The sequence below is a fragment of the uncultured Flavobacterium sp. genome (assembly GCF_937967675.1).
In the GTDB taxonomy this organism is placed as follows: Bacteria; Bacteroidota; Bacteroidia; order Flavobacteriales; family Flavobacteriaceae; genus Flavobacterium.
Genome location: NZ_CALBSN010000035.1, coordinates 1 through 19,511 on the forward strand (window position 1 = coordinate 1; position 19,511 = coordinate 19,511).

The 19,511-nt window shown below is 33.6% G+C and carries 18 protein-coding genes, 4 tRNA genes and 1 pseudogene; all 23 read right to left on the reverse strand.

Annotation, left to right across the window (positions count from 1 at the left end):
• A pseudogene (locus Q0075_RS02050) lies at positions 1-1,862 on the reverse strand (DNA-directed RNA polymerase subunit beta'); the annotation flags it as partial.
• 67 nt (positions 1,863-1,929) lie between these two features.
• Positions 1,930-5,742, reverse strand: a complete 3,813-nt coding sequence (gene rpoB / locus Q0075_RS02055; RefSeq protein ID WP_297868075.1) for a DNA-directed RNA polymerase subunit beta — start codon at positions 5,740-5,742, stop codon at positions 1,930-1,932.
• 244 nt (positions 5,743-5,986) lie between these two features.
• Entirely contained in the window at positions 5,987-6,358 is a 372-nt protein-coding gene (gene rplL, locus Q0075_RS02060; RefSeq protein WP_026724869.1) for a 50S ribosomal protein L7/L12, read from the reverse strand.
• Positions 6,359-6,413: 55 nt separating this feature from the next.
• Positions 6,414-6,911, reverse strand: coding sequence for a 50S ribosomal protein L10 (gene rplJ, locus Q0075_RS02065; RefSeq protein WP_297868076.1), 498 nt, complete (start codon positions 6,909-6,911; stop codon positions 6,414-6,416).
• Between the two features lie 22 nt (positions 6,912-6,933).
• On the reverse strand, positions 6,934-7,623 hold the full coding sequence (gene rplA, locus Q0075_RS02070) for a 50S ribosomal protein L1 (protein ID WP_073580534.1): 690 nt from the start codon (positions 7,621-7,623) through the stop codon (positions 6,934-6,936).
• A 21-nt stretch (positions 7,624-7,644) separates the two neighbouring features.
• Positions 7,645-8,082, reverse strand: coding sequence for a 50S ribosomal protein L11 (rplK, locus tag Q0075_RS02075; RefSeq protein WP_026724872.1), 438 nt, complete (start codon positions 8,080-8,082; stop codon positions 7,645-7,647).
• Between the two features lie 66 nt (positions 8,083-8,148).
• A complete protein-coding gene (nusG, locus tag Q0075_RS02080) occupies positions 8,149-8,700 on the reverse strand; it encodes a transcription termination/antitermination protein NusG (protein ID WP_297868077.1) in 552 nt (183 codons plus the stop codon).
• A gap of 9 nt (positions 8,701-8,709) precedes the next feature.
• Positions 8,710-8,904: a preprotein translocase subunit SecE gene (gene secE / locus Q0075_RS02085; protein ID WP_297868078.1), complete on the reverse strand. Its 195-nt coding sequence runs from the start codon at positions 8,902-8,904 to the stop codon at positions 8,710-8,712.
• Between the two features lie 15 nt (positions 8,905-8,919).
• Positions 8,920-8,991 (reverse strand) — tRNA-Trp (locus tag Q0075_RS02090).
• 52 nt (positions 8,992-9,043) lie between these two features.
• Positions 9,044-10,231: an elongation factor Tu gene (gene tuf / locus Q0075_RS02095; protein WP_297868079.1), complete on the reverse strand. Its 1,188-nt coding sequence runs from the start codon at positions 10,229-10,231 to the stop codon at positions 9,044-9,046.
• 57 nt (positions 10,232-10,288) lie between these two features.
• Positions 10,289-10,360, reverse strand: a tRNA-Thr gene (locus Q0075_RS02100).
• Positions 10,361-10,435: 75 nt separating this feature from the next.
• Positions 10,436-10,517: transfer RNA gene (locus Q0075_RS02105), tRNA-Tyr, on the reverse strand.
• Positions 10,518-10,549: 32 nt separating this feature from the next.
• Positions 10,550-10,623: transfer RNA gene (locus Q0075_RS02110), tRNA-Thr, on the reverse strand.
• A gap of 92 nt (positions 10,624-10,715) precedes the next feature.
• Positions 10,716-11,018, reverse strand: a complete 303-nt coding sequence (raiA, locus tag Q0075_RS02115) for a ribosome-associated translation inhibitor RaiA (protein WP_297868080.1) — start codon at positions 11,016-11,018, stop codon at positions 10,716-10,718.
• A gap of 33 nt (positions 11,019-11,051) precedes the next feature.
• Positions 11,052-11,942 carry a tyrosine-type recombinase/integrase gene (locus Q0075_RS02120; RefSeq protein WP_297868081.1) on the reverse strand — a complete coding sequence of 297 codons (891 nt, stop codon included), beginning with the start codon at positions 11,940-11,942 and terminating at the stop codon, positions 11,052-11,054.
• A gap of 66 nt (positions 11,943-12,008) precedes the next feature.
• Complete coding sequence (gene rpsU / locus Q0075_RS02125) at positions 12,009-12,203, reverse strand: 30S ribosomal protein S21 (RefSeq protein ID WP_291107653.1); 195 nt, start codon at positions 12,201-12,203, stop codon at positions 12,009-12,011.
• Between the two features lie 149 nt (positions 12,204-12,352).
• Positions 12,353-13,522 carry an acyl-CoA dehydrogenase family protein gene (locus Q0075_RS02130; RefSeq protein ID WP_297868082.1) on the reverse strand — a complete coding sequence of 390 codons (1,170 nt, stop codon included), beginning with the start codon at positions 13,520-13,522 and terminating at the stop codon, positions 12,353-12,355.
• Positions 13,523-13,560: 38 nt separating this feature from the next.
• Positions 13,561-14,439: a helix-hairpin-helix domain-containing protein gene (locus Q0075_RS02135; RefSeq protein WP_297868083.1), complete on the reverse strand. Its 879-nt coding sequence runs from the start codon at positions 14,437-14,439 to the stop codon at positions 13,561-13,563.
• 11 nt (positions 14,440-14,450) lie between these two features.
• Positions 14,451-14,606 carry a hypothetical protein gene (locus Q0075_RS02140; RefSeq protein WP_297868084.1) on the reverse strand — a complete coding sequence of 52 codons (156 nt, stop codon included), beginning with the start codon at positions 14,604-14,606 and terminating at the stop codon, positions 14,451-14,453.
• Positions 14,603-16,423, reverse strand: coding sequence for a sodium-dependent transporter (locus Q0075_RS02145; protein WP_297868085.1), 1,821 nt, complete (start codon positions 16,421-16,423; stop codon positions 14,603-14,605). Before Q0075_RS02145 ends, Q0075_RS02140 begins: the two co-directional genes overlap by 4 nt.
• A 78-nt stretch (positions 16,424-16,501) precedes the next feature.
• Positions 16,502-16,723, reverse strand: coding sequence for a PspC domain-containing protein (locus Q0075_RS02150; protein ID WP_111567651.1), 222 nt, complete (start codon positions 16,721-16,723; stop codon positions 16,502-16,504).
• Positions 16,724-16,751: 28 nt separating this feature from the next.
• On the reverse strand, positions 16,752-18,020 hold the full coding sequence (locus tag Q0075_RS02155) for a DUF2851 family protein (protein ID WP_297868086.1): 1,269 nt from the start codon (positions 18,018-18,020) through the stop codon (positions 16,752-16,754).
• Between the two features lie 95 nt (positions 18,021-18,115).
• Positions 18,116-19,477: a pyridoxal-phosphate dependent enzyme gene (locus Q0075_RS02160; protein WP_297868087.1), complete on the reverse strand. Its 1,362-nt coding sequence runs from the start codon at positions 19,475-19,477 to the stop codon at positions 18,116-18,118.
• Positions 19,478-19,511 lie beyond the last annotated feature (34 nt).

Below are 19,511 nucleotides of genomic sequence, written 5' to 3' on the forward strand. Positions count from 1 at the left end.
ATAATATCACGTAATGATTTCTTAGTTAATACCTCATTGATATATCCAGCTGCTTCAGGTACTACTTCGTTAAATAATACTCTACCAGCAGTTGTTTGAATAATTTTATAAACTAATTCACCGTTTTCATTAAAGTCTTTTGCTCTAATTTTCACTCTAGCATTCAACTCTAATTTTCCTTCATTTAAAGCGATATTTACCTCTTCAGCAGAATAGAAAGTTAAACCTTCACCTAAAATTTTGTGCTCAGGAGTTGATAAACGCTCTTTAGTCATATAGTAAAGACCAAGAACCATGTCCTGAGAAGGAACCGTGATAGGCGCACCATTTGCAGGGTTTAAGATATTATGAGAAGCCAACATTAATAATTGTGCTTCTAAAATAGCTTCTGGTCCTAGTGGTAAGTGAACCGCCATCTGGTCACCATCGAAATCGGCATTAAACGCCGTACATGTCAATGGGTGTAACTGAATCGCTTTTCCTTCAATTAATTTAGGTTGGAATGCTTGAATACCTAAACGGTGTAATGTAGGAGCACGGTTAAGTAATACAGGGTGACCTTTAATTACATTTTCAAGGATATCCCATACTACAGGCTCTTTTTTATCGATAATTTTCTTAGCCGACTTAACTGTTTTTACAATTCCTCTTTCGATTAACTTACGAATAACGAATGGTTTGTAAAGTTCAGCCGCCATATCTTTTGGCAAACCACACTCATACATTTTCATTTCTGGTCCAACGACAATTACCGAACGAGCAGAATAATCCACACGTTTACCTAATAAGTTTTGACGGAAACGTCCTTGTTTACCTTTTAATGAATCTGATAATGATTTTAATGGTCTGTTAGATTCTGTTTTAACTGCAGAAGCTTTACGCGTGTTATCAAATAATGAATCTACAGATTCTTGTAACATACGTTTTTCGTTTCTTAAGATTACTTCTGGAGCTTTAATCTCCATTAATCTTTTTAAACGGTTGTTACGAATGATAACTCTTCTGTATAAATCATTTAAATCTGAAGTTGCGAAACGACCTCCATCAAGTGGCACTAACGGACGTAATTCTGGTGGAATGACTGGAATTACTTTTAAAATCATCCACTCTGGACGGTTTTCTCTGTTTAAGTTAGATTCACGGAATGATTCTACAACATTTAAACGTTTTAATGCTTCAGTCTTACGTTGTTTAGATGTTTCGTTATTAGCAGCGTGACGTAATTCGTATGATAATTCATCTAAATTAGTACGAGCTAATAAGTCCATAATACATTCAGCACCCATTTTAGCGATGAATTTATTAGGATCATTATCATCTAAATATTGATTTTCCATTGGAAGTGTATCTAAAATATTCAAATACTCTTCTTCTGTAAGGAAATCTAATTTTTGTAAAGATTCGCCATCAGCATTTTTAGCAATACCTGGTTGAATTACTACGTATCTTTCGTAGTAAATAATCATATCTAATTTCTTAGATGGTAATCCTAAAATATATCCGATTTTGTTTGGTAATGAACGGAAATACCAAATGTGAGCGATTGGCACAACAAGGTTGATGTGTCCAACTCTATCTCTACGAACTTTTTTCTCCGTTACTTCAACACCACATCGGTCACAAACGATTCCTTTGTAGCGGATTCTTTTATACTTACCACACGCACACTCGTAATCTTTAACTGGACCGAAAATTCGCTCACAGAAAAGACCATCTCTTTCTGGTTTGTGGGTACGATAGTTGATTGTTTCAGGTTTTAAAACCTCACCTCTAGATTCTGCCAAAATAGACTCTGGAGAAGCTAATCCTATCGTGATTTTATCAAATCTTTTGATGGTATTTTTATCTTTTAATCTTGTCATGATATGAATACTTTCGATTTATGAAAAGCGTTGTAAAGGGAGCAACCAAGGTTACTCCCGGATAAATTTATTCTTCTAATCTGATGTCTAATCCAAGACCTTTTAATTCATGCATTAATACATTGAACGATTCAGGTAATCCTGGTTCTGGCATAGTTTCACCTTTTACGATAGCTTCGTAAGTTTTAGCTCTACCAATTACGTCATCCGATTTAACAGTTAAGATTTCTCTTAGCGTACTTGATGCACCATATGCTTCAAGAGCCCAAACCTCCATCTCTCCAAAACGCTGACCTCCGAACTGAGCTTTACCTCCTAATGGTTGTTGCGTAATTAAAGAGTAAGGACCAATAGAACGAGCGTGCATTTTATCGTCTACCATGTGACCTAATTTCAACATATAGATAACTCCTACTGTTGCTGGTTGGTGGAAACGCTCTCCAGTTCCTCCGTCATATAAATACGTATGACCGAATCTTGGAATACCTGCTTCGTCTGTTAAGGCATTAATTTGATCTAAAGTAGCACCATCAAAAATTGGAGTAGCAAACTTCTTACCTAATTTTTGACCAGCCCATCCTAATACCGTTTCATAAATCTGACCGATGTTCATACGAGATGGTACCCCTAGTGGATTCAATACGATATCTACTGGTGTTCCGTCTTCTAAGAATGGCATATCTTCATGACGAACGATTTTAGCAACAATACCTTTGTTACCGTGACGTCCTGCCATTTTATCACCTACTTTTAATTTACGTTTCTTAGCGATGTAAACTTTAGCAAGTTTTAAAATTCCAGAAGGTAATTCATCTCCAACTGTAATAGTAAATTTCTCTCTTCTTAACCAACCTTGTAAATCGTTTAATTTGATTTTGTAGTTGTGAATTAAGTCGTTCACCATTGCATTAGTATGCTCATCTGTTGTCCACTGACCTTTAGTTAAGTGAGCAAAATCTTCTACTCCTTGTAACATCTTTTTAGTGAATTTTTTACCTTTTGGTAATACTTCTTCACCTAAATCGTTCATTACACCTTGAGAAGTCTTACCATCGATGATAACAAATAATTTTTCAATTAACTTGTCTTTTAAGTCGTTGTACTTAACTTCAAATTCAGTTTCTAATTTATCAACGTCTTCTTTATCTTTAGAACGTTTTCTCTTATCTTTTACTGCTTTCGCAAATAATTTTTTATCTAAAACCACACCGTGTAAAGATGGAGACGCTTTTAATGAAGCATCTTTTACATCACCTGCTTTATCACCGAAGATAGCTCTTAAAAGTTTTTCTTCTGGAGTAGGATCTGATTCACCTTTTGGGGTAATTTTTCCAATTAGAATATCGCCAGGTTTCACCTCTGCACCAATTCTAATCATACCGTTTTCATCTAAATCTTTAGTAGCTTCTTCAGAAACGTTTGGAATATCATTAGTTAATTCTTCGTTACCTAATTTAGTATCACGAACTTCTAATGTATAATCATCAATATGTAATGATGTAAAAATATCATCACGAACTACTTTTTCAGAGATTACGATTGCATCCTCGAAGTTGTAACCTTTCCATGGCATAAACGCCACTTTTAAGTTTCTACCAATTGCTAATTCTCCGTTTTGAGTAGCATAACCTTCACATAATACTTGACCTTTAGTAACTCTGTCACCTTTTCTAACGATAGGCTTTAAGTTAATACAAGTACTTTGATTGGTTTTTCTATATTTGATTAACTGATATGTTTTCTCATCTGTATCAAAGCTTACCATACGCTCTTCTTCAGTTCTGTCATATTTGATGGTAATCATATTAGCATCAACATACTCTACAGTTCCGCTACCTTCAGCGTTGATTAATACTCTTGAATCAGAAGCAACTTGTCTTTCTAAACCAGTACCTACGATTGGAGCCTCAGGACGTAATAATGGAACGGCCTGACGCATCATGTTAGATCCCATCAACGCACGGTTCGCATCATCATGCTCTAAGAAAGGAATCAATGAAGCTGAAATCGAAGCAATCTGATTTGGAGCAACATCTGTATAATGAACAACTGTTGGTTCTACTACTGGGAAGTCACCTTCCTCACGAGCAATAACTTTATCAGCCGTAATTTTTCCGTTAGCATCCATTTCAATGTTTGCTTGCGCAATCATTTTACCTTCTTCTTCCTCTGCACTTAAGTAAATAGGTTCAGAAACTAAATCAACTTGTCCGTTTACAACTTTACGGTAAGGAGTTTCGATGAAACCCATTCCGTTAACTTTTGCATATACCCCTAAAGATGAAATCAAACCAATGTTTGGTCCCTCTGGAGTTTCAATTGGACAAAGTCTTCCGTAGTGTGTATAGTGAACGTCACGAACCTCGAAACCAGCTCTTTCTCTAGATAAACCTCCAGGTCCAAGGGCAGATAAACGACGTTTGTGTGTAATCTCTGCTAATGGGTTTGTTTGGTCCATAAACTGAGATAACTGGTTTGTTCCAAAGAATGAGTTAATTACCGATGATAATGTTTTAGCATTAATCAAATCGATAGGTGTAAACACCTCGTTATCACGAACGTTCATTCTCTCACGGATAGTTCTAGCCATACGAGCTAAACCTACTCCGAACTGAGCAGATAATTGCTCACCAACAGTTCTAACACGACGGTTTGATAAGTGGTCGATATCATCAATCTCAGCTTTAGAGTTGATTAATTCGATCAAATATTTAACAATTGTAATAATATCTTCTTTAGTTAAAACTTGTTTTTCCATAGGAATATCAAGATTTAACTTTTTGTTCATTCTGTAACGACCTACTTCACCTAAGTTATAACGTTGGTCAGAGAAGAATAATTTATCTATAATACCACGAGCCGTTTCCTCATCAGGCGGTTCCGCGTTACGTAATTGTCTGTAAATGTGTTCAACAGCCTCTTTTTCAGAGTTTGTTGGGTCTTTTTGTAACGTATTGTGAATAATTGTATAATCAGCCGCATTGTTATCCTCTTTATGTAAAAGGATAGTTTTTACGTCTGCTTCAATTATTTCTTCGATATTATCTTTGTCAAGAATTGTATCACGATCTAAGATAATTTCGTTACGCTCAATAGAAACCACTTCACCAGTATCCTCATCCACGAAGTCTTCATGCCATGTATTCAATACACGTGCAGCAAGTCTTCTTCCCGCATATTTCTTGATACCAGTTTTAGATACTTTAATTTCTTCTGCTAAGTCGAAAATTTCTAAGATATCTTTATCTCTTTCAAATCCGATCGCTCTAAATAAAGTAGTTACAGGTAATTTTTTCTTTCTATCGATATACGCATACATTACGTTGTTGATATCGGTAGCGAATTCAATCCAAGAACCTTTAAAAGGAATAATTCTGGCAGAATATAATTTAGTTCCATTTGCATGGAAAGACTGTCCAAAGAATACACCTGGAGATCTGTGTAACTGCGATACAACTACACGCTCAGCACCATTGATAACGAATGTTCCGCTAGGTGTCATATATGGTATTGTTCCTAAATACACATCTTGAACGATTGTTTCAAAATCCTCGTGTTCAGGGTCAGTACAATATAATTTTAATCTAGCTTTAAGAGGCACACTATAAGTTAAACCTCTATCAATACACTCTTCAATAGTATATCTAGGTGGATCAATAAAATAATCTAGAAACTCTAATACGAATTGGTTTCTCGTATCAGTAATTGGAAAATTTTCCATGAAGGTATTATACAGCCCTTCGTTGCCTCTTTCGTCAGATTTCGTTTCCAATTGGAAGAAATCTTTAAACGATTTCACTTGAATATCTAGAAAATCTGGATATTGTGGAATGTTTTTTGTCGAAGCAAAATTTAATCTTTCAGTCTGATTTGTTATCATCAATGGACAAAATTTTGATTTAAAAAAAGTAATTTTTTGTGTAAAAACACTGCTTTTTAATACTTCCTTTTATTTAGTAATCGATACATCTTTAAAAATAAACCAGGAAAGATTGTTTATTTTTTTTCTTCGTTATTGATTACTTTAAAACGTATAAAAAATACATTTATTTAATATACGCAAAATGGTTTAGGTCTTTGAGAACACTCTCAAGACCTAAACCTAGCTTATTTATGAGTATAAATTATTTTAACTCAACTACAGCTCCTGCTTCTTCTAAAGCTTTCTTAAGACCTTCAGCCTCATCTTTAGAAACTCCTTCTTTAACATTTGTAGGAGCAGCATCAACTAAATCTTTAGCTTCTTTAAGACCTAAACCAGTTAATTCTTTAACCGCTTTAACAACTCCTAATTTAGAAGCACCAGCATCTTTTAATACTACAGTGAATTCAGTTTGCTCAGCAGCAGCACCAGCATCTCCTCCACCTGCAGCAACTACTACAGCTGCAGCAGCAGGCTCGATACCATACTCATCTTTTAATATTGTTGCTAATTCGTTAACTTCTTTAACTGTTAAGTTAACTAATTGTTCTGCGAATTGTTTCAAATCTGCCATTTTTTCTATCTTTTAAAATGTTTTGTAAAAATATAATTTATTAAGTGCGTACGTATTATTCTGCTCCTTCTTCCTTGTTAGGTTGATTTTGTAAAGCAGCAAGAACTCGTTTTGCAGGAGACTGTAATAAACCGATAATCTCTGCGATAACTTCTTCTTTAGATTTGATAGCTACTAAGCTGTCTAATAAGTTGTCACCTATAAAAATCTCTTGGTTAATATAAGCTCCTTTAAAGATTGGTTTTTCACCTTTCTTACGGAATTCTTTAATAATTTTTGCTGGTCCATTAGCTGTATCAGCAATAAACATAGAAGTGTTTCCTTTAAGAACTGATGCTAAATCACCATAGTCGTTATCAGAAGCTTCCATTGCTTTTTCTAACAATGTGTTCTTAACAACTTCTAATTTAATACCAGCTTTAAAACAAGCTCTTCTTAAGTTTGAAGTAGTATCTGCATCTAGTCCTGAAATGTCTGCTAAATAAACAACATTTACATCCGCTAACTGTGCAGTTAAATCTTCAATAGCGATTGATTTTTCTTCTCTAGTCATACTAAAAATTTTTAACTACCAATTATACCGCTTTAGGATCTAAAGCAATAGCAGGACTTTGAGTACTTGATATATGTATAGACTTAATATAAGTACCTTTAGCTGCAGTTGGTTTTAATTTGATTAATGTTTGAACGATTTCGTGTGCATTGTCATAGATTTTATCAGCATCAAAAGATACTCTACCTATTCCAGCGTGAACGATACCTGTTTTATCAACTTTAAAGTCGATTTTACCAGCTTTCACTTCTTGCACCGCTTTAGCAACATCCATTGTTACAGTACCTGTTTTAGGGTTAGGCATTAAACCTCTTGGACCTAAAACACGTCCTAATGGACCTAATTTACCCATAACAGCCGGCATAGTGATGATTACATCAACATCTGTCCAACCGTCTTTGATTTTTTGTAAATAGTCGTCTAAACCTACGTGGTCCGCACCAGCGGCTTTAGCTTCAGCTTCTTTATCTGGAGTAACTAATGCTAATACTCTTACATCTTTACCAGTTCCGTGAGGTAATGTTACAACCCCTCTTACCATTTGATTCGCTTTTCTTGGATCTACACCCAACTTAACTGCGATATCAACAGACTCATCAAATTTTGCAGAAGCAACTTCTTTAATTAATGCAGAAGCATCTCTTAAAGAATAAAGTTTGTTCTTCTCAATTTTTGCTGCAGCCTCTTTTTGCTTTTTTGTCAATTTTGCCATTGTCTAATTTCTTTTTAGAGATTAAAAAGGAGCATTTCCTGTTACTGTTATACCCATAGATCTAGCTGTTCCAGCAATCATACTCATCGCTTTTTCGATTTCGAAAGCGTTTAAGTCTGCCATTTTGTCTTCAGCGATAGTTCTAATTTGATCCCAAGTAACGTTTGCTACTTTTTTACGGTTAGGTTGCCCTGAACCAGACTTTAATTTTGCCGCTTCTAATAATTGAATTGCAGCAGGTGGCGTTTTAACAACAAAGTCAAAAGACTTGTCTTTATACACAGTAATTTGTACTGGTAAAACTTTGCCAGGTTTATCTTGTGTTCTTGCATTAAATTGCTTACAGAACTCCATGATGTTAACCCCAGCAGCCCCCAAAGCAGGTCCAACCGGTGGCGATGGATTCGCAGCACCTCCCTTAACTTGTAGTTTAACTACTTTACTAACTTCTTTTGCCATTTTTAAAAAAATTTAGCACATCTATCAATTGGAAGCGATTGATGTGATTTATATATGTAACGAAATTTATACTTTTTCAACTTGCATAAAACTTAATTCTAAAGGCGTTTTTCTTCCGAAAATCTTCACCATTACTTCAAGTTTACGCTTTTCTTCATTTACTTTTTCAATAGTACCATTGAAACCATTGAATGGACCATCTACAACTTTAACTGTTTCACCAACAGCATAAGGAATAGCGACATTATCTACTTTTACAGACAACTCATCCACTTTACCCAACATTCTGTTTACTTCAGATTGTCTTAAAGGGACAGGATCTCCTCCTTTAGTTTCACCTAAGAAACCAATAACACCAGGAATTGACTTAATAATATGAGGAATCTCTCCTGTTAAGTTAGCTTCAATCATTACATAACCAGGAAAATAAACTTTATCCTTAGCAATTTTCTTTCCATCTCTAACTTGAACAACTTTCTCTGTTGGAACTAAAACTTGAGAAACATAATCAGCCATACCGAGCCTAGCTGTTTCAGTCTCAATGTAGGCCTTAACCTTATTCTCTTGACCACTTACAGCACGAACTACATACCATTTATTTACATTATTATCAGCCATTTGTGAGTTTTATTTTAATATATTAAAAAAACCAGCAATTGCTTTACCAAATAATGTATCAACACCCCATGTTAATAGGGCAAAAATGATTGAAAAAACTGCTACAATAATAGTCAAACGTTGAACTTCTGACCACAAAGGCCAAGTCACATTAGCTTTCAATTCATGAAATGATTCTGATATGTAATTAACTACTTTTGTCATCTTAATTTTTATTTGCACGGGCGGAGGGATTCGAACCCCCATCAATGGTTTTGGAGACCACTATACTAGCCCTTGTACTACGCCCGTTTGTTAAAAAACCAGCAGCGAACTGCTGGTTTAATTATTATTTGACTTATAATTAGTCTAAAATTTCAGTTACCTGACCAGCACCTACTGTTCTACCACCCTCACGGATAGCGAAACGTAAACCTACTGATAAAGCGATAGGACTCAATAATTGAACATCAATTGTTAAGTTATCACCTGGCATAACCATCTCTACACCAGCTGGTAAAGAAATTGTACCCGTTACGTCAGTTGTACGAACGTAGAACTGTGGACGATAGTTATTGTGGAATGGAGTGTGACGTCCACCTTCTTCTTTTTTCAAGATATATACCTCAGCTTTGAAGTGAGCGTGTGGTTTAACAGATCCTGGTTTAATGATAACCATTCCTCTTTTGATATCTTCTTTAGCGATACCTCTTAATAATAAACCTACGTTATCTCCAGCTTCACCTCTATCAAGGATTTTACGGAACATCTCAACTCCTGTAATTGTAGAAGTTAATTTGTCAGCTCCCATACCAATGATTTCAACAGCATCACCTGTATTAGCAACTCCAGTTTCGATACGACCTGTAGCAACAGTTCCACGACCTGTAATTGTAAATACGTCCTCAACTGGCATCAAGAATGGTTTATCAACATCACGAGCAGGTAATTCAATCCAGTTATCAACAGCATCCATTAAAGCTAATACTGTATCAACCCATTTTGGCTCACCATTTAAAGCTCCTAAAGCAGAACCTTGAATAACAGGACCATTATCACCATCATATTGATAGAAAGATAATAAATCTCTGATTTCCATTTCTACTAATTCTAATAATTCAGCATCATCAACCATATCCACTTTGTTCATGAATACAACCATTCTAGGCACACCTACTTGACGACCTAAAAGGATGTGCTCTCTTGTTTGTGGCATAGGACCATCTGTAGCAGCAACTACTAAGATAGCACCGTCCATTTGAGCAGCACCTGTAACCATGTTCTTAACGTAATCCGCGTGACCTGGACAGTCAACGTGAGCGTAATGACGGTTAGCTGTAGAATATTCTACGTGAGATGTATTAATAGTAATACCTCTTTCTTTTTCTTCTGGAGCATTATCAATTTGATCAAATGATTTTGCTTCTGATAAACCAGCATCAGCTAATACTTTAGTAATTGCAGCTGTTAATGTAGTTTTACCGTGGTCAACGTGTCCGATAGTTCCAATATTTAAATGGGGCTTCGAACGATCAAAGGTTTCTTTTGCCATGATTTAATAATTTAATCTTAGTTATATATTAGTGTTCAAAAAATAAACTTTCTTAAGAGCCAATGACGGGAATTGAACCCGTGACCTCTTCCTTACCAAGGAAGCACTCTACCCCTGAGCTACACCGGCTTTTGTGAGTTCAGAAGTTAGAATTCAGAATTCAGAAATTTCTAAATTCATTTTTCTAAATTCTAATTTTCAATGTGGGGAGAGCAGGATTCGAACCTGCGAAGACGTAGTCAGCGGATTTACAGTCCGCCCTCGTTGGCCGCTTGAGTATCTCCCCAAACCTTTTATATTAAGCAACTTAAAACTTTGAGCCGATGGAGGGACTCGAACCCACGACCTGCTGATTACAAATCAGCTGCTCTAGCCAGCTGAGCTACACCGGCAACTTAAATATAAAAAGTCCGCTATTTCTAACGGACTGCAAATGTATATAATTTATTTTTGAATCAAAACATTTTTTATGTTTTTTTTATTTTTATGTATTAGCTCTTAATTTTTCCTTTCTTTTTACAATTACTCTTTCTAATGAATCAACTGACAAATCTACTGCTTCCTCAAAACTTTTTGCTGTTTTTTTAACCAAAAAATCATCTCCAGGAACGATGATTTTAATTTCAGCCGTTTTATTTTCTTTATCACTCGTATTTTCAAGCCTTAAAAAAACTTCTGCTGAAACAATTTTATCATAATATTTCTCCAACTTATCCATTCGCTCTTGAATGAAATCTACCAATTTTCTGTCTACATTAAAATTTACTGCTTGCACATTAACTTTCATAATTCTGTTAATTAAAATGGTTATACAATCGAGTTATTTCTTATTTCTAGGATGCGCATCTTGATACACTTTTTTTAATTCAGCCAAACTGCTGTGCGTATATATCTGAGTAGACGATAAACTAGCATGACCTAATAACTCTTTTACGGAATTTAAATCGGCTCCATTGTTTAGCAAATGCGTTGCAAAGGAATGCCTAAGAACGTGGGGACTCTTCTTTTCTTTTTTCGAGACAGCACTAAAGTAATCATTTATTAATCGATACACAAACGATTCGCTCACTTTATGACCAGTTTTAGACAAAATTAACATCTCTTTATCATTAATTTGCTCTAAATTATTTCTTTGGGTTTTATAAATTCTATATAAGTTCAAAGTACAATCTAACATAGGAATAACCCGCTCTTTATTTCTTTTTCCAACAACTCGAATTGATTTTTGAATCTCATTAATACTACTCAGCTTTAAATTAATCAATTCAGCCCTTCTGATTCCGGTAGTATAAAAAAGCTCTAATATGAGTCGATTTCGAATGCCTTCAAAATCATTCATACAGTCATTATCCAAAAAAACATCATTAATTTCTTTTTCCGAAAATGGAATTTGAACCTTTTTTGCAGTCTTTAATGATTTGTGTTTTAGAAGTGGATTTACAGAGATTTGCTTAACTTTTAATAAAAATTTATAAAAAGATTTTAATGCTGATATTTTCCTATTAACAGAAGTAGTTGACATGTTATGTTCCATTAGAACAACTATCCAACTTCTAATATTTGGATAAACAACTTCTTCAAGATTGATAGATTGCTCTTTAAGATACTCTTGAAACGAATTAATATCATCTAAATACGCTCGAACCGTTAAAGGAGAATAATTTTTCTCTTTAACCAAATAATCTTGATATGCTTGTAGATTTGTAGCCATAAAAAAACCGCTAAAAACAAAGTTACACTTTATTATTTAGCGGTTAGTATAGTTTATTCAAAAATATTAACTTTCTAATGAGTCTCTCAATCCTTGAATATAAGCTGCTTTTTGAATTTTAGCTCTGTTTAAAACAGATGGCTTAATGAAAGCTTGACGTGCACGTAACTGACGAACAGTTCCTGTTTTATCAAATTTTCTTTTATAGCGCTTTAATGCTCTATCGATATTTTCTCCGTCTTTAATTGGTATAATTAACATAATATAGACACCTCCTCTCGTTAAGGGTGCAAATGTAGCAATTATTTTTCAATTACAAAACATCTATTTGTCAAACTTTTAAAGAAAAAGATTTTATAAAACAAGAACTCCTATCTATTTAGACAGGAGTTCAACATTATTTACTAAATTTATTTAACCGCTGGTTTGTAATTTTGATTATCAATTATCATTTTTGATAAAATTTCTTTTAAAATTTCAGAAGTTCCTCCACCAATTGGACCTAAACGACTATCTCTCAACAAACGGGCTAATGGATACTCTTCCATATAACCATAACCACCTAACATTTGCAAACAATCATAAATTGCTAAATCTGCAACTTTGGTCGATTTCAATTTTGCCATGGTTGCTTCTTTAACCACATATTCTCCTTTATTTAATCTTGCTACAGCAGCATAATTAAATATTTTACAATGTTCCACTTCTGTTGCATGTTCTACCATTGTATGTCTTAAAGCTTGGAATTTATTAATTGTACTTCCGAAAGCTTCGCGTTGTGACATATATTCAATAGTATATTCAATTGAATATTCTGCTCTTGCATGAGCATTGATTGCCATAATTAAACGTTCTAAAGCAAAATGTTGCATGATATACGGGAAACCTTTTCCTTCTTCACCCATTAAATTTTCTAATGGAATTTCCACATTGTCAAATGCAAGCTCTGCTGTATCTGATGCTCTCCATCCTAATTTATCTAACTTAGTTGCTGAGATACCTGGTGTTTTTGCATCCACCAAAAAGATACTAATTCCTTTATTCCCTAATTCTGGATTAGTTTTAGCTGCTAACACATAGTAATCCGCATAAACACCATTTGTTATAAACGTTTTAGAACCATTTATTATAAATTTATCACCGTTTCTCACAGCAGTTGTTCTCATACCGGCAACATCACTTCCCCCAAATGGCTCTGTGATGCATAATGCTCCAATTTTTTTTCCAGCAATACTTGGCGCTAAATAATCCTTTTTAATTCTTTCATCCCCTTCTGCATTTAAATGTGTCATAGCTAAATAAGCATGCGCCCACATAGCAGCCGCAAAACCAGAAGATTTTACTTTTTGAAGTTCTTCCAAGAAAATAACCGTATAAAATAAATCCAAAGCCATTCCACCATAAGCTTCTGGATAATTCAATCCAAAAAAGCCCATTTCACCGAATTTCTCCCAAATAAAACGCTCAATTGTTCCTGTTTTTTCCCATTTTTCAATGTGAGGCACTACTTCTTTATGTAAAAAATCTCTAAAACTTTGTCTGAATAATTCGTGTTCTTCTGTGAAATACATTGAATTCATAAATCTATAATTATGTAGGTTGTTTTTTGATGATATTTTTAAAAATCCAAATATAAGACGATTATATTTATTTTTTCGTTAGGCATTCCCTTAATTTTTGTTAAATCATCAATATTTTTGATTCCATTATTCATCGTCCTATAAATCACAATTTCCTTTGCTAAATTATAATTGAAATACGGAAATTTTACCAATTCTTTTTGAGACAATTCATTTATGGCGATTTTCTTAATTCCACTTTGAGTCTTTACCAAAAATCTTTTCTCTAAATCTGCTAAAGCCTCAGGGCTAATTCCCCAAATAAATTGAAATTGTTCCATGCTAACAAAGCATCCAAATTTCTCTTTCTCTTGCAAGATTTTGTCCGCTAGTTTTTCACCAATTCCATATACAGCAATTAAATCTTCTCGCGATGCCGTATTAATGTCTTTTTGAACAATCTTTTCTTTTTCTTTAGGTAAAAACTTGTGAAACTTCTCCGAGGTAAAACTTGATTTATTTTTTACCCAATCAGGAAACTTGAAGTAAGGACTCACTTTTACTATAAAATCATTTGAAACCTTAGTAACCTGTTGAAACTCTTCAGCAGAATTTACAAATTTTCCTTTTTTTCGATAAGCATGTAGGCGATCTATTTCCTGAATCGACATTCCTAATTTATACCCTCTATAATCAGTAATGTAATTTGGATTGAACGGATAAATAGTATCCTTTTTGGTAGCTTGTATATTTTTTAAACTATCAATTTCATTTTGAACCGAAAGCCAAGCCTTATCTTCTGAAGTATTGTTAGTAGAAATAAAATTATCTTTTAGAAAAAAATACCCTAATTGAACAATAATAATGATAGCAAACAACAAAAAAATCCCACTTCGGTGTTCTCTTGAAAACAGGAAGTAGGATTTTAGTTTATTCATTTATCTAAATATTATTCTGGTTGACGAACAGTTTCATCATCGTTATCTAAAAAAGAATCCGGTTCTTGTACTGGAGGAGTAGTCAAAACTTTATAGAAAAAATATAATGTTAAAACGATAACGATTCCTTGTGCCAAAATCATTGTAATTAATGCTGCTGAATTCATAATGTAGCCCTCCCTTCTTTAACACGTTTCTTATAAGCAACGTAAACAATTATTGAAATAAATATAAAAAGCGACAATAATAACACCCTACCTATAAACTTATATAAAGTATTATTTGTAAAATCACCTTTAGCAATTGCGTCACCTGGCTTGATAACATCACCTACTTTTACAATTGTTTGTTGATTTAAACTTGCATCAAATTTATATTCTTTTGTATCATTGAATTTTTCAACAAGAACTTGATTTGATACTTTATCAAATTTCTTCCTTTCGTTTTCAAATTCAAATTTGACATAATCAGCTTTTACATCAACAACTTTAGCTGAAATTTTTCCAGAACCTTCAAAATTTTCAGCAAAATAATTATCTGCAAACCATTCTTTATTTCTTGTGTCGTTATTTTGAATTTGATTCGCCCAATCAGGTATACTTGTTACCAATACTGCTCCTAATAATAAAGGTGTTATTATTAAAATAACATATTTAAAGAACTTAGGTAATTTGATATCAGCTCCTTTATTAATTTCTTCCCAGCCTTTATTGATTCCAAAAATATAAGAAAATAATACCGTTTCTAAGAAAGCAAATACAACTAAACTCACAGTTCCTGCCCAATAATCATATTGATCAAAAACACCTTGATTATAAAAAATAACTGTTGGTAAACCCATAATTAATGCTAAGGCTCCAAAAGACCATGCTCCTTTATTTTTAGACCAGCCAAATTCATCAGACATGAATCCCATCCATGGAGTCCCCATAGCTAATGAAGAAGTAATTCCCGCAAAGAATAGAAGTCCAAACCAAAATACGCCAGCTAAAATAGCTAAAACTCCACCCCATTGTTGGAACAAATAAGGCATTGTTTGGAAAGCCATACCAAAACCTGCGTTTTGAATAACCCAGTCTAATCCTAAATATCCTGCAGCAATAGGAATAACAATTAAAGAACCTAAAACCACTTCAACAAATTCATTCATGAATCCAGCAGAAACAGCATTTAACGCAACATCATCTTTTTCTTTTAAATAAGCCGCATAACAATGAATTGTACCCATTCCTACAGAAAGCGTGAAGAAAATTTGTCCTGCAGCTGCTAACCAAACTTTTGGATTAGCCAAAGAGTCAAATTGTGGTGTCCATAAAAAATTTAAACCATCCCATGCATTTGCATTTGGAAAAATATCTGAAGCTCCACTAGTTCCTAAAGTAACACCTCTAACAGCCAAAATAACACCAAATAAAATTAATAATGGCATTCCAATTTTAGCTACTTTTTCGATTCCCCCTAAACCTTTAGATAAAATCCAAGTATTTAACAACAAACAAAGAATGTAAAAAACTACCGCCTCATAAGGAATACCTGTTGTAGACTGAGAAATATCTACATATGAGTTGAAAAATCCTGCTACGTCTGCTTGACTCATTCCATTAAATGTCCCAACTATAGAATGGTAGACATAAGACATAGTCCAAGACTCAATGTAACAATAATAAGCAGCAACTGCAATATTAGTAAATATTCCAAATACCCCTATATACTTCCAGATACGGCCTTTAGCCATAGTATCTAAAATGTAAGGAGTACTGTGATTTCCAAATTTCCCACCAAATCGGCCTGTTGACCATTCAATCAACAATAACGGAATTCCCATTAATAAAAAACATACTAAATAAGGAATAATAAAAGCTCCTCCGCCATTTTGAACTGCCTGAACTGGAAATCTTAAAAAGTTACCTAATCCTACAGCGTTTCCGGCCATGGCCAAGATAAGTCCAACTCGTGAACCCCACGATTCTACTTTTGCTGTCATATAATTTTATTGGTTGTTAAAGGCTCAAAGATAAGAAAAGTATCTAAAATTCAAATAAAAGTTACACTTAATGAAATTTTATAAGTCAAAAACTGAACTTCTTTTAGTTTTTATCATGTCTTTTAACTTTAAAAGAAAAGCTAAAGTAAGATACAATCCAAATCCTAAACCTACTGTTATAAAAGAAATATAGATAAAAAACAAACGCACATTTGTTGCCCTCATACCTAATCTATCAGCGAGACGTGTAGCAACAAAAAAGCCGTGCTTTTCAAAAAAATGCAATAGGTTTTGAACCATTATTTGATATTTTTTTTCAAAAATACGATTATTTTTTAAGAATAAAATATCCAATTGCACAATCTAAGCACTTTTTATAATCGCAATAATTCTTTTTTAACTGCAATAAGGATTGAGATTCATAGACATTTTTAGAACGTATTCCAAAAGCTTCAAACTTTTCAATAATCACATTTTGTTCCGAAGGAATGGTAATTGCTAAATCGATTAATTCCTGTGTGATTTCTTTTTGTTGGCTTCTGCCGTAAGCAAATCGAAGAGGAATAATTGTATTTATAACCAATAAATCAACAAATGACTTAGATAGCCTCTTCATTTTTTTCAAACTTTCTTTATCAAAATTATAATGTGTTTCCCAATATTGACTGACACCTACATTAAAAATTTGATATAATTCATTTATTGAATCACAATTCATGATCAAAGAAAAAAGATTCTTTCGATGAAAATACAAATTAGCCAATTGTGCCAGGCGAATGGTTGGAAAATTATCAGGTCGATGTTTAAAAAACTCTACCGAACCAACCACTTTTTCATTTAGTTGATATTTCTGAACTGAGTAATCATAAGATTTCTGTAACTCTTTTGCATAACTATCTTGAAAATCATAAGAAAGTAAATTCGCTTGCCCTAACAACAAAGCTTCTAGTGAAGCTAGAGAAAAAGATTCTTTTCGAACAACAGAAAACGGAATCGACTTTGCAATTTCATAAAACATTTCACCATTGGTATTCAAACCAAAGTTTTTCGCTAATAAACAAAACAAAACCGCTTCCCAATCGTGATTAGAATCTTCAGCCAATTCAAAAATCAGTTGCGATTTTCTTTCTAAGCGTTCAAAAAACAAACGTTCTTGCCAATTTTTGAAGACAAACTCATCTACATTTTGCAGTTCATTTTCACAATAAATCCAAGATTTCTGACTGATTAACGATTGATATTTATGCAAATCTGAAAGTGAAACATACTCCTTGAGTTCTAATGTCGGAATTTCAGAATTATCTTTTCTAAAAATAGGCACATCATATTCCCAAACCACATGCAAAATCACCGAATCATAATTTGAATCTTTCTCATGATTATGAACATACCAATCTGATGACTTGAGATGAATTTCAACATTTCCAGCCCATTTTTGATTTCCAATAATAAGTTGCGCATTGAAAAAATCAGGTCCAGCAAGTTGTAAATATTGACCCGAATTGAGAATCTGAATCGATTCTCCTTTTGTAGTTTTTAAGTTGGCAATATCAAATTTCTTGAATTGCCAAACGTGGTGCAAAAAATCTTCTTTCATTCTGCATGGCGTATATAATTGAAAAACAAAGGTATAAAAATAAAAAAACCTGCAAAAATAAATTTACAGGTTAATCAAAAACAAATATCCAATTCTTATTTTATTGAACCGATAATATCATATTTGGTAATAATGTGATGTTTACCATTTCCTAAATCAATTAAAACCGCTTGGTTATCTTTATTGATTAGTTTAGAAACTTCTTCAACTGGCGTTCCAATTTTTACAATTGGAAACGGTTTCCCCATTACTTCTCGAATTGGTCGTTCAGCAGTATTTTTATCCGAAATAAAACTTTGGAATAAATCTGATTCATCAACAGAACCTACAAAACCATTTACATCAACTACTGGAATTTGAGAGATTTTATATTTTCTCATTCTTTCAATTGCGTGCGAAACTAATTCTTCTGTACGAACAATCACTAATGGTTTCTCGATATGTTCTTTGATCAAATCTTCTGCTTTGGTAATTTCTTCTTCTAGGAAACCTCTTTCGCGCATCCAATCATCATTAAACATCTTTCCAACATAACGGCTTCCAGAATCGTGAAATAAGACCACAACTACATCTTCTGGACCAAAATGTTCTTTTAACTGCAATAAACCTTTTACAGCGGCTCCAGCAGAGTTTCCAACAAAAATTCCTTCTTCTAAAGCAATTTTTCTTGTATAAACAGCTGCATCTTTATCGGTAACTTTTGTAAATCCATCGATTAATGAAAAGTCAACATTCTTTGGTAAAATATCTTCTCCAATTCCTTCGGTAATGTAAGAATAGATTTCGTTCTCGTCAAAAATTCCTGTTTCGTGGTATTTTTTGAAAACAGAACCATAGGTATCAATTCCCCAAATTTTGATGTTTGGATTTTTCTCTTTTAAATATTTAGCAGTTCCAGAAATTGTTCCACCTGTTCCAACACCTACAACAAAATGAGTAATTTTTCCTTCAGTTTGTTCCCAAATTTCAGGACCTGTTTGTTCGTAATGTGCAATAGCGTTACTTGGATTATCGTATTGATTTACGTACCAAGAATTTGGAATTTCTTCCCCTAATTTTTTTGAAACTGAATAATATGAACGTGGATCGGTTGGTTCTACATCGGTTGGACAAACGATTACTTTTGCTCCAACTGCACGAAGAATATCCGATTTTTCTTTTGATTGTTTATCTGAAATCACAAAAATACATTTGTAACCCTTTACAATTGCAGCTAAAGCTAATCCCATTCCAGTATTACCTGAAGTTCCCTCAATAATAGTTCCTCCTGGTTTTAATCTTCCATCTGCTTCAGCATCTTCAATCATTTTTACGGCCATTCTATCCTTAACGGAATTTCCTGGATTGAATGTTTCTACTTTAGCCAAAACTAAAGCATCCACTTCAGCAGTTACTTTATTTAATTTTACTAAAGGTGTATTCCCAATAGTTTCTAATATATTTTTTGCGTATTTCATCTGAAATTTTGAATTATTTTGCAAAGATAGTGTG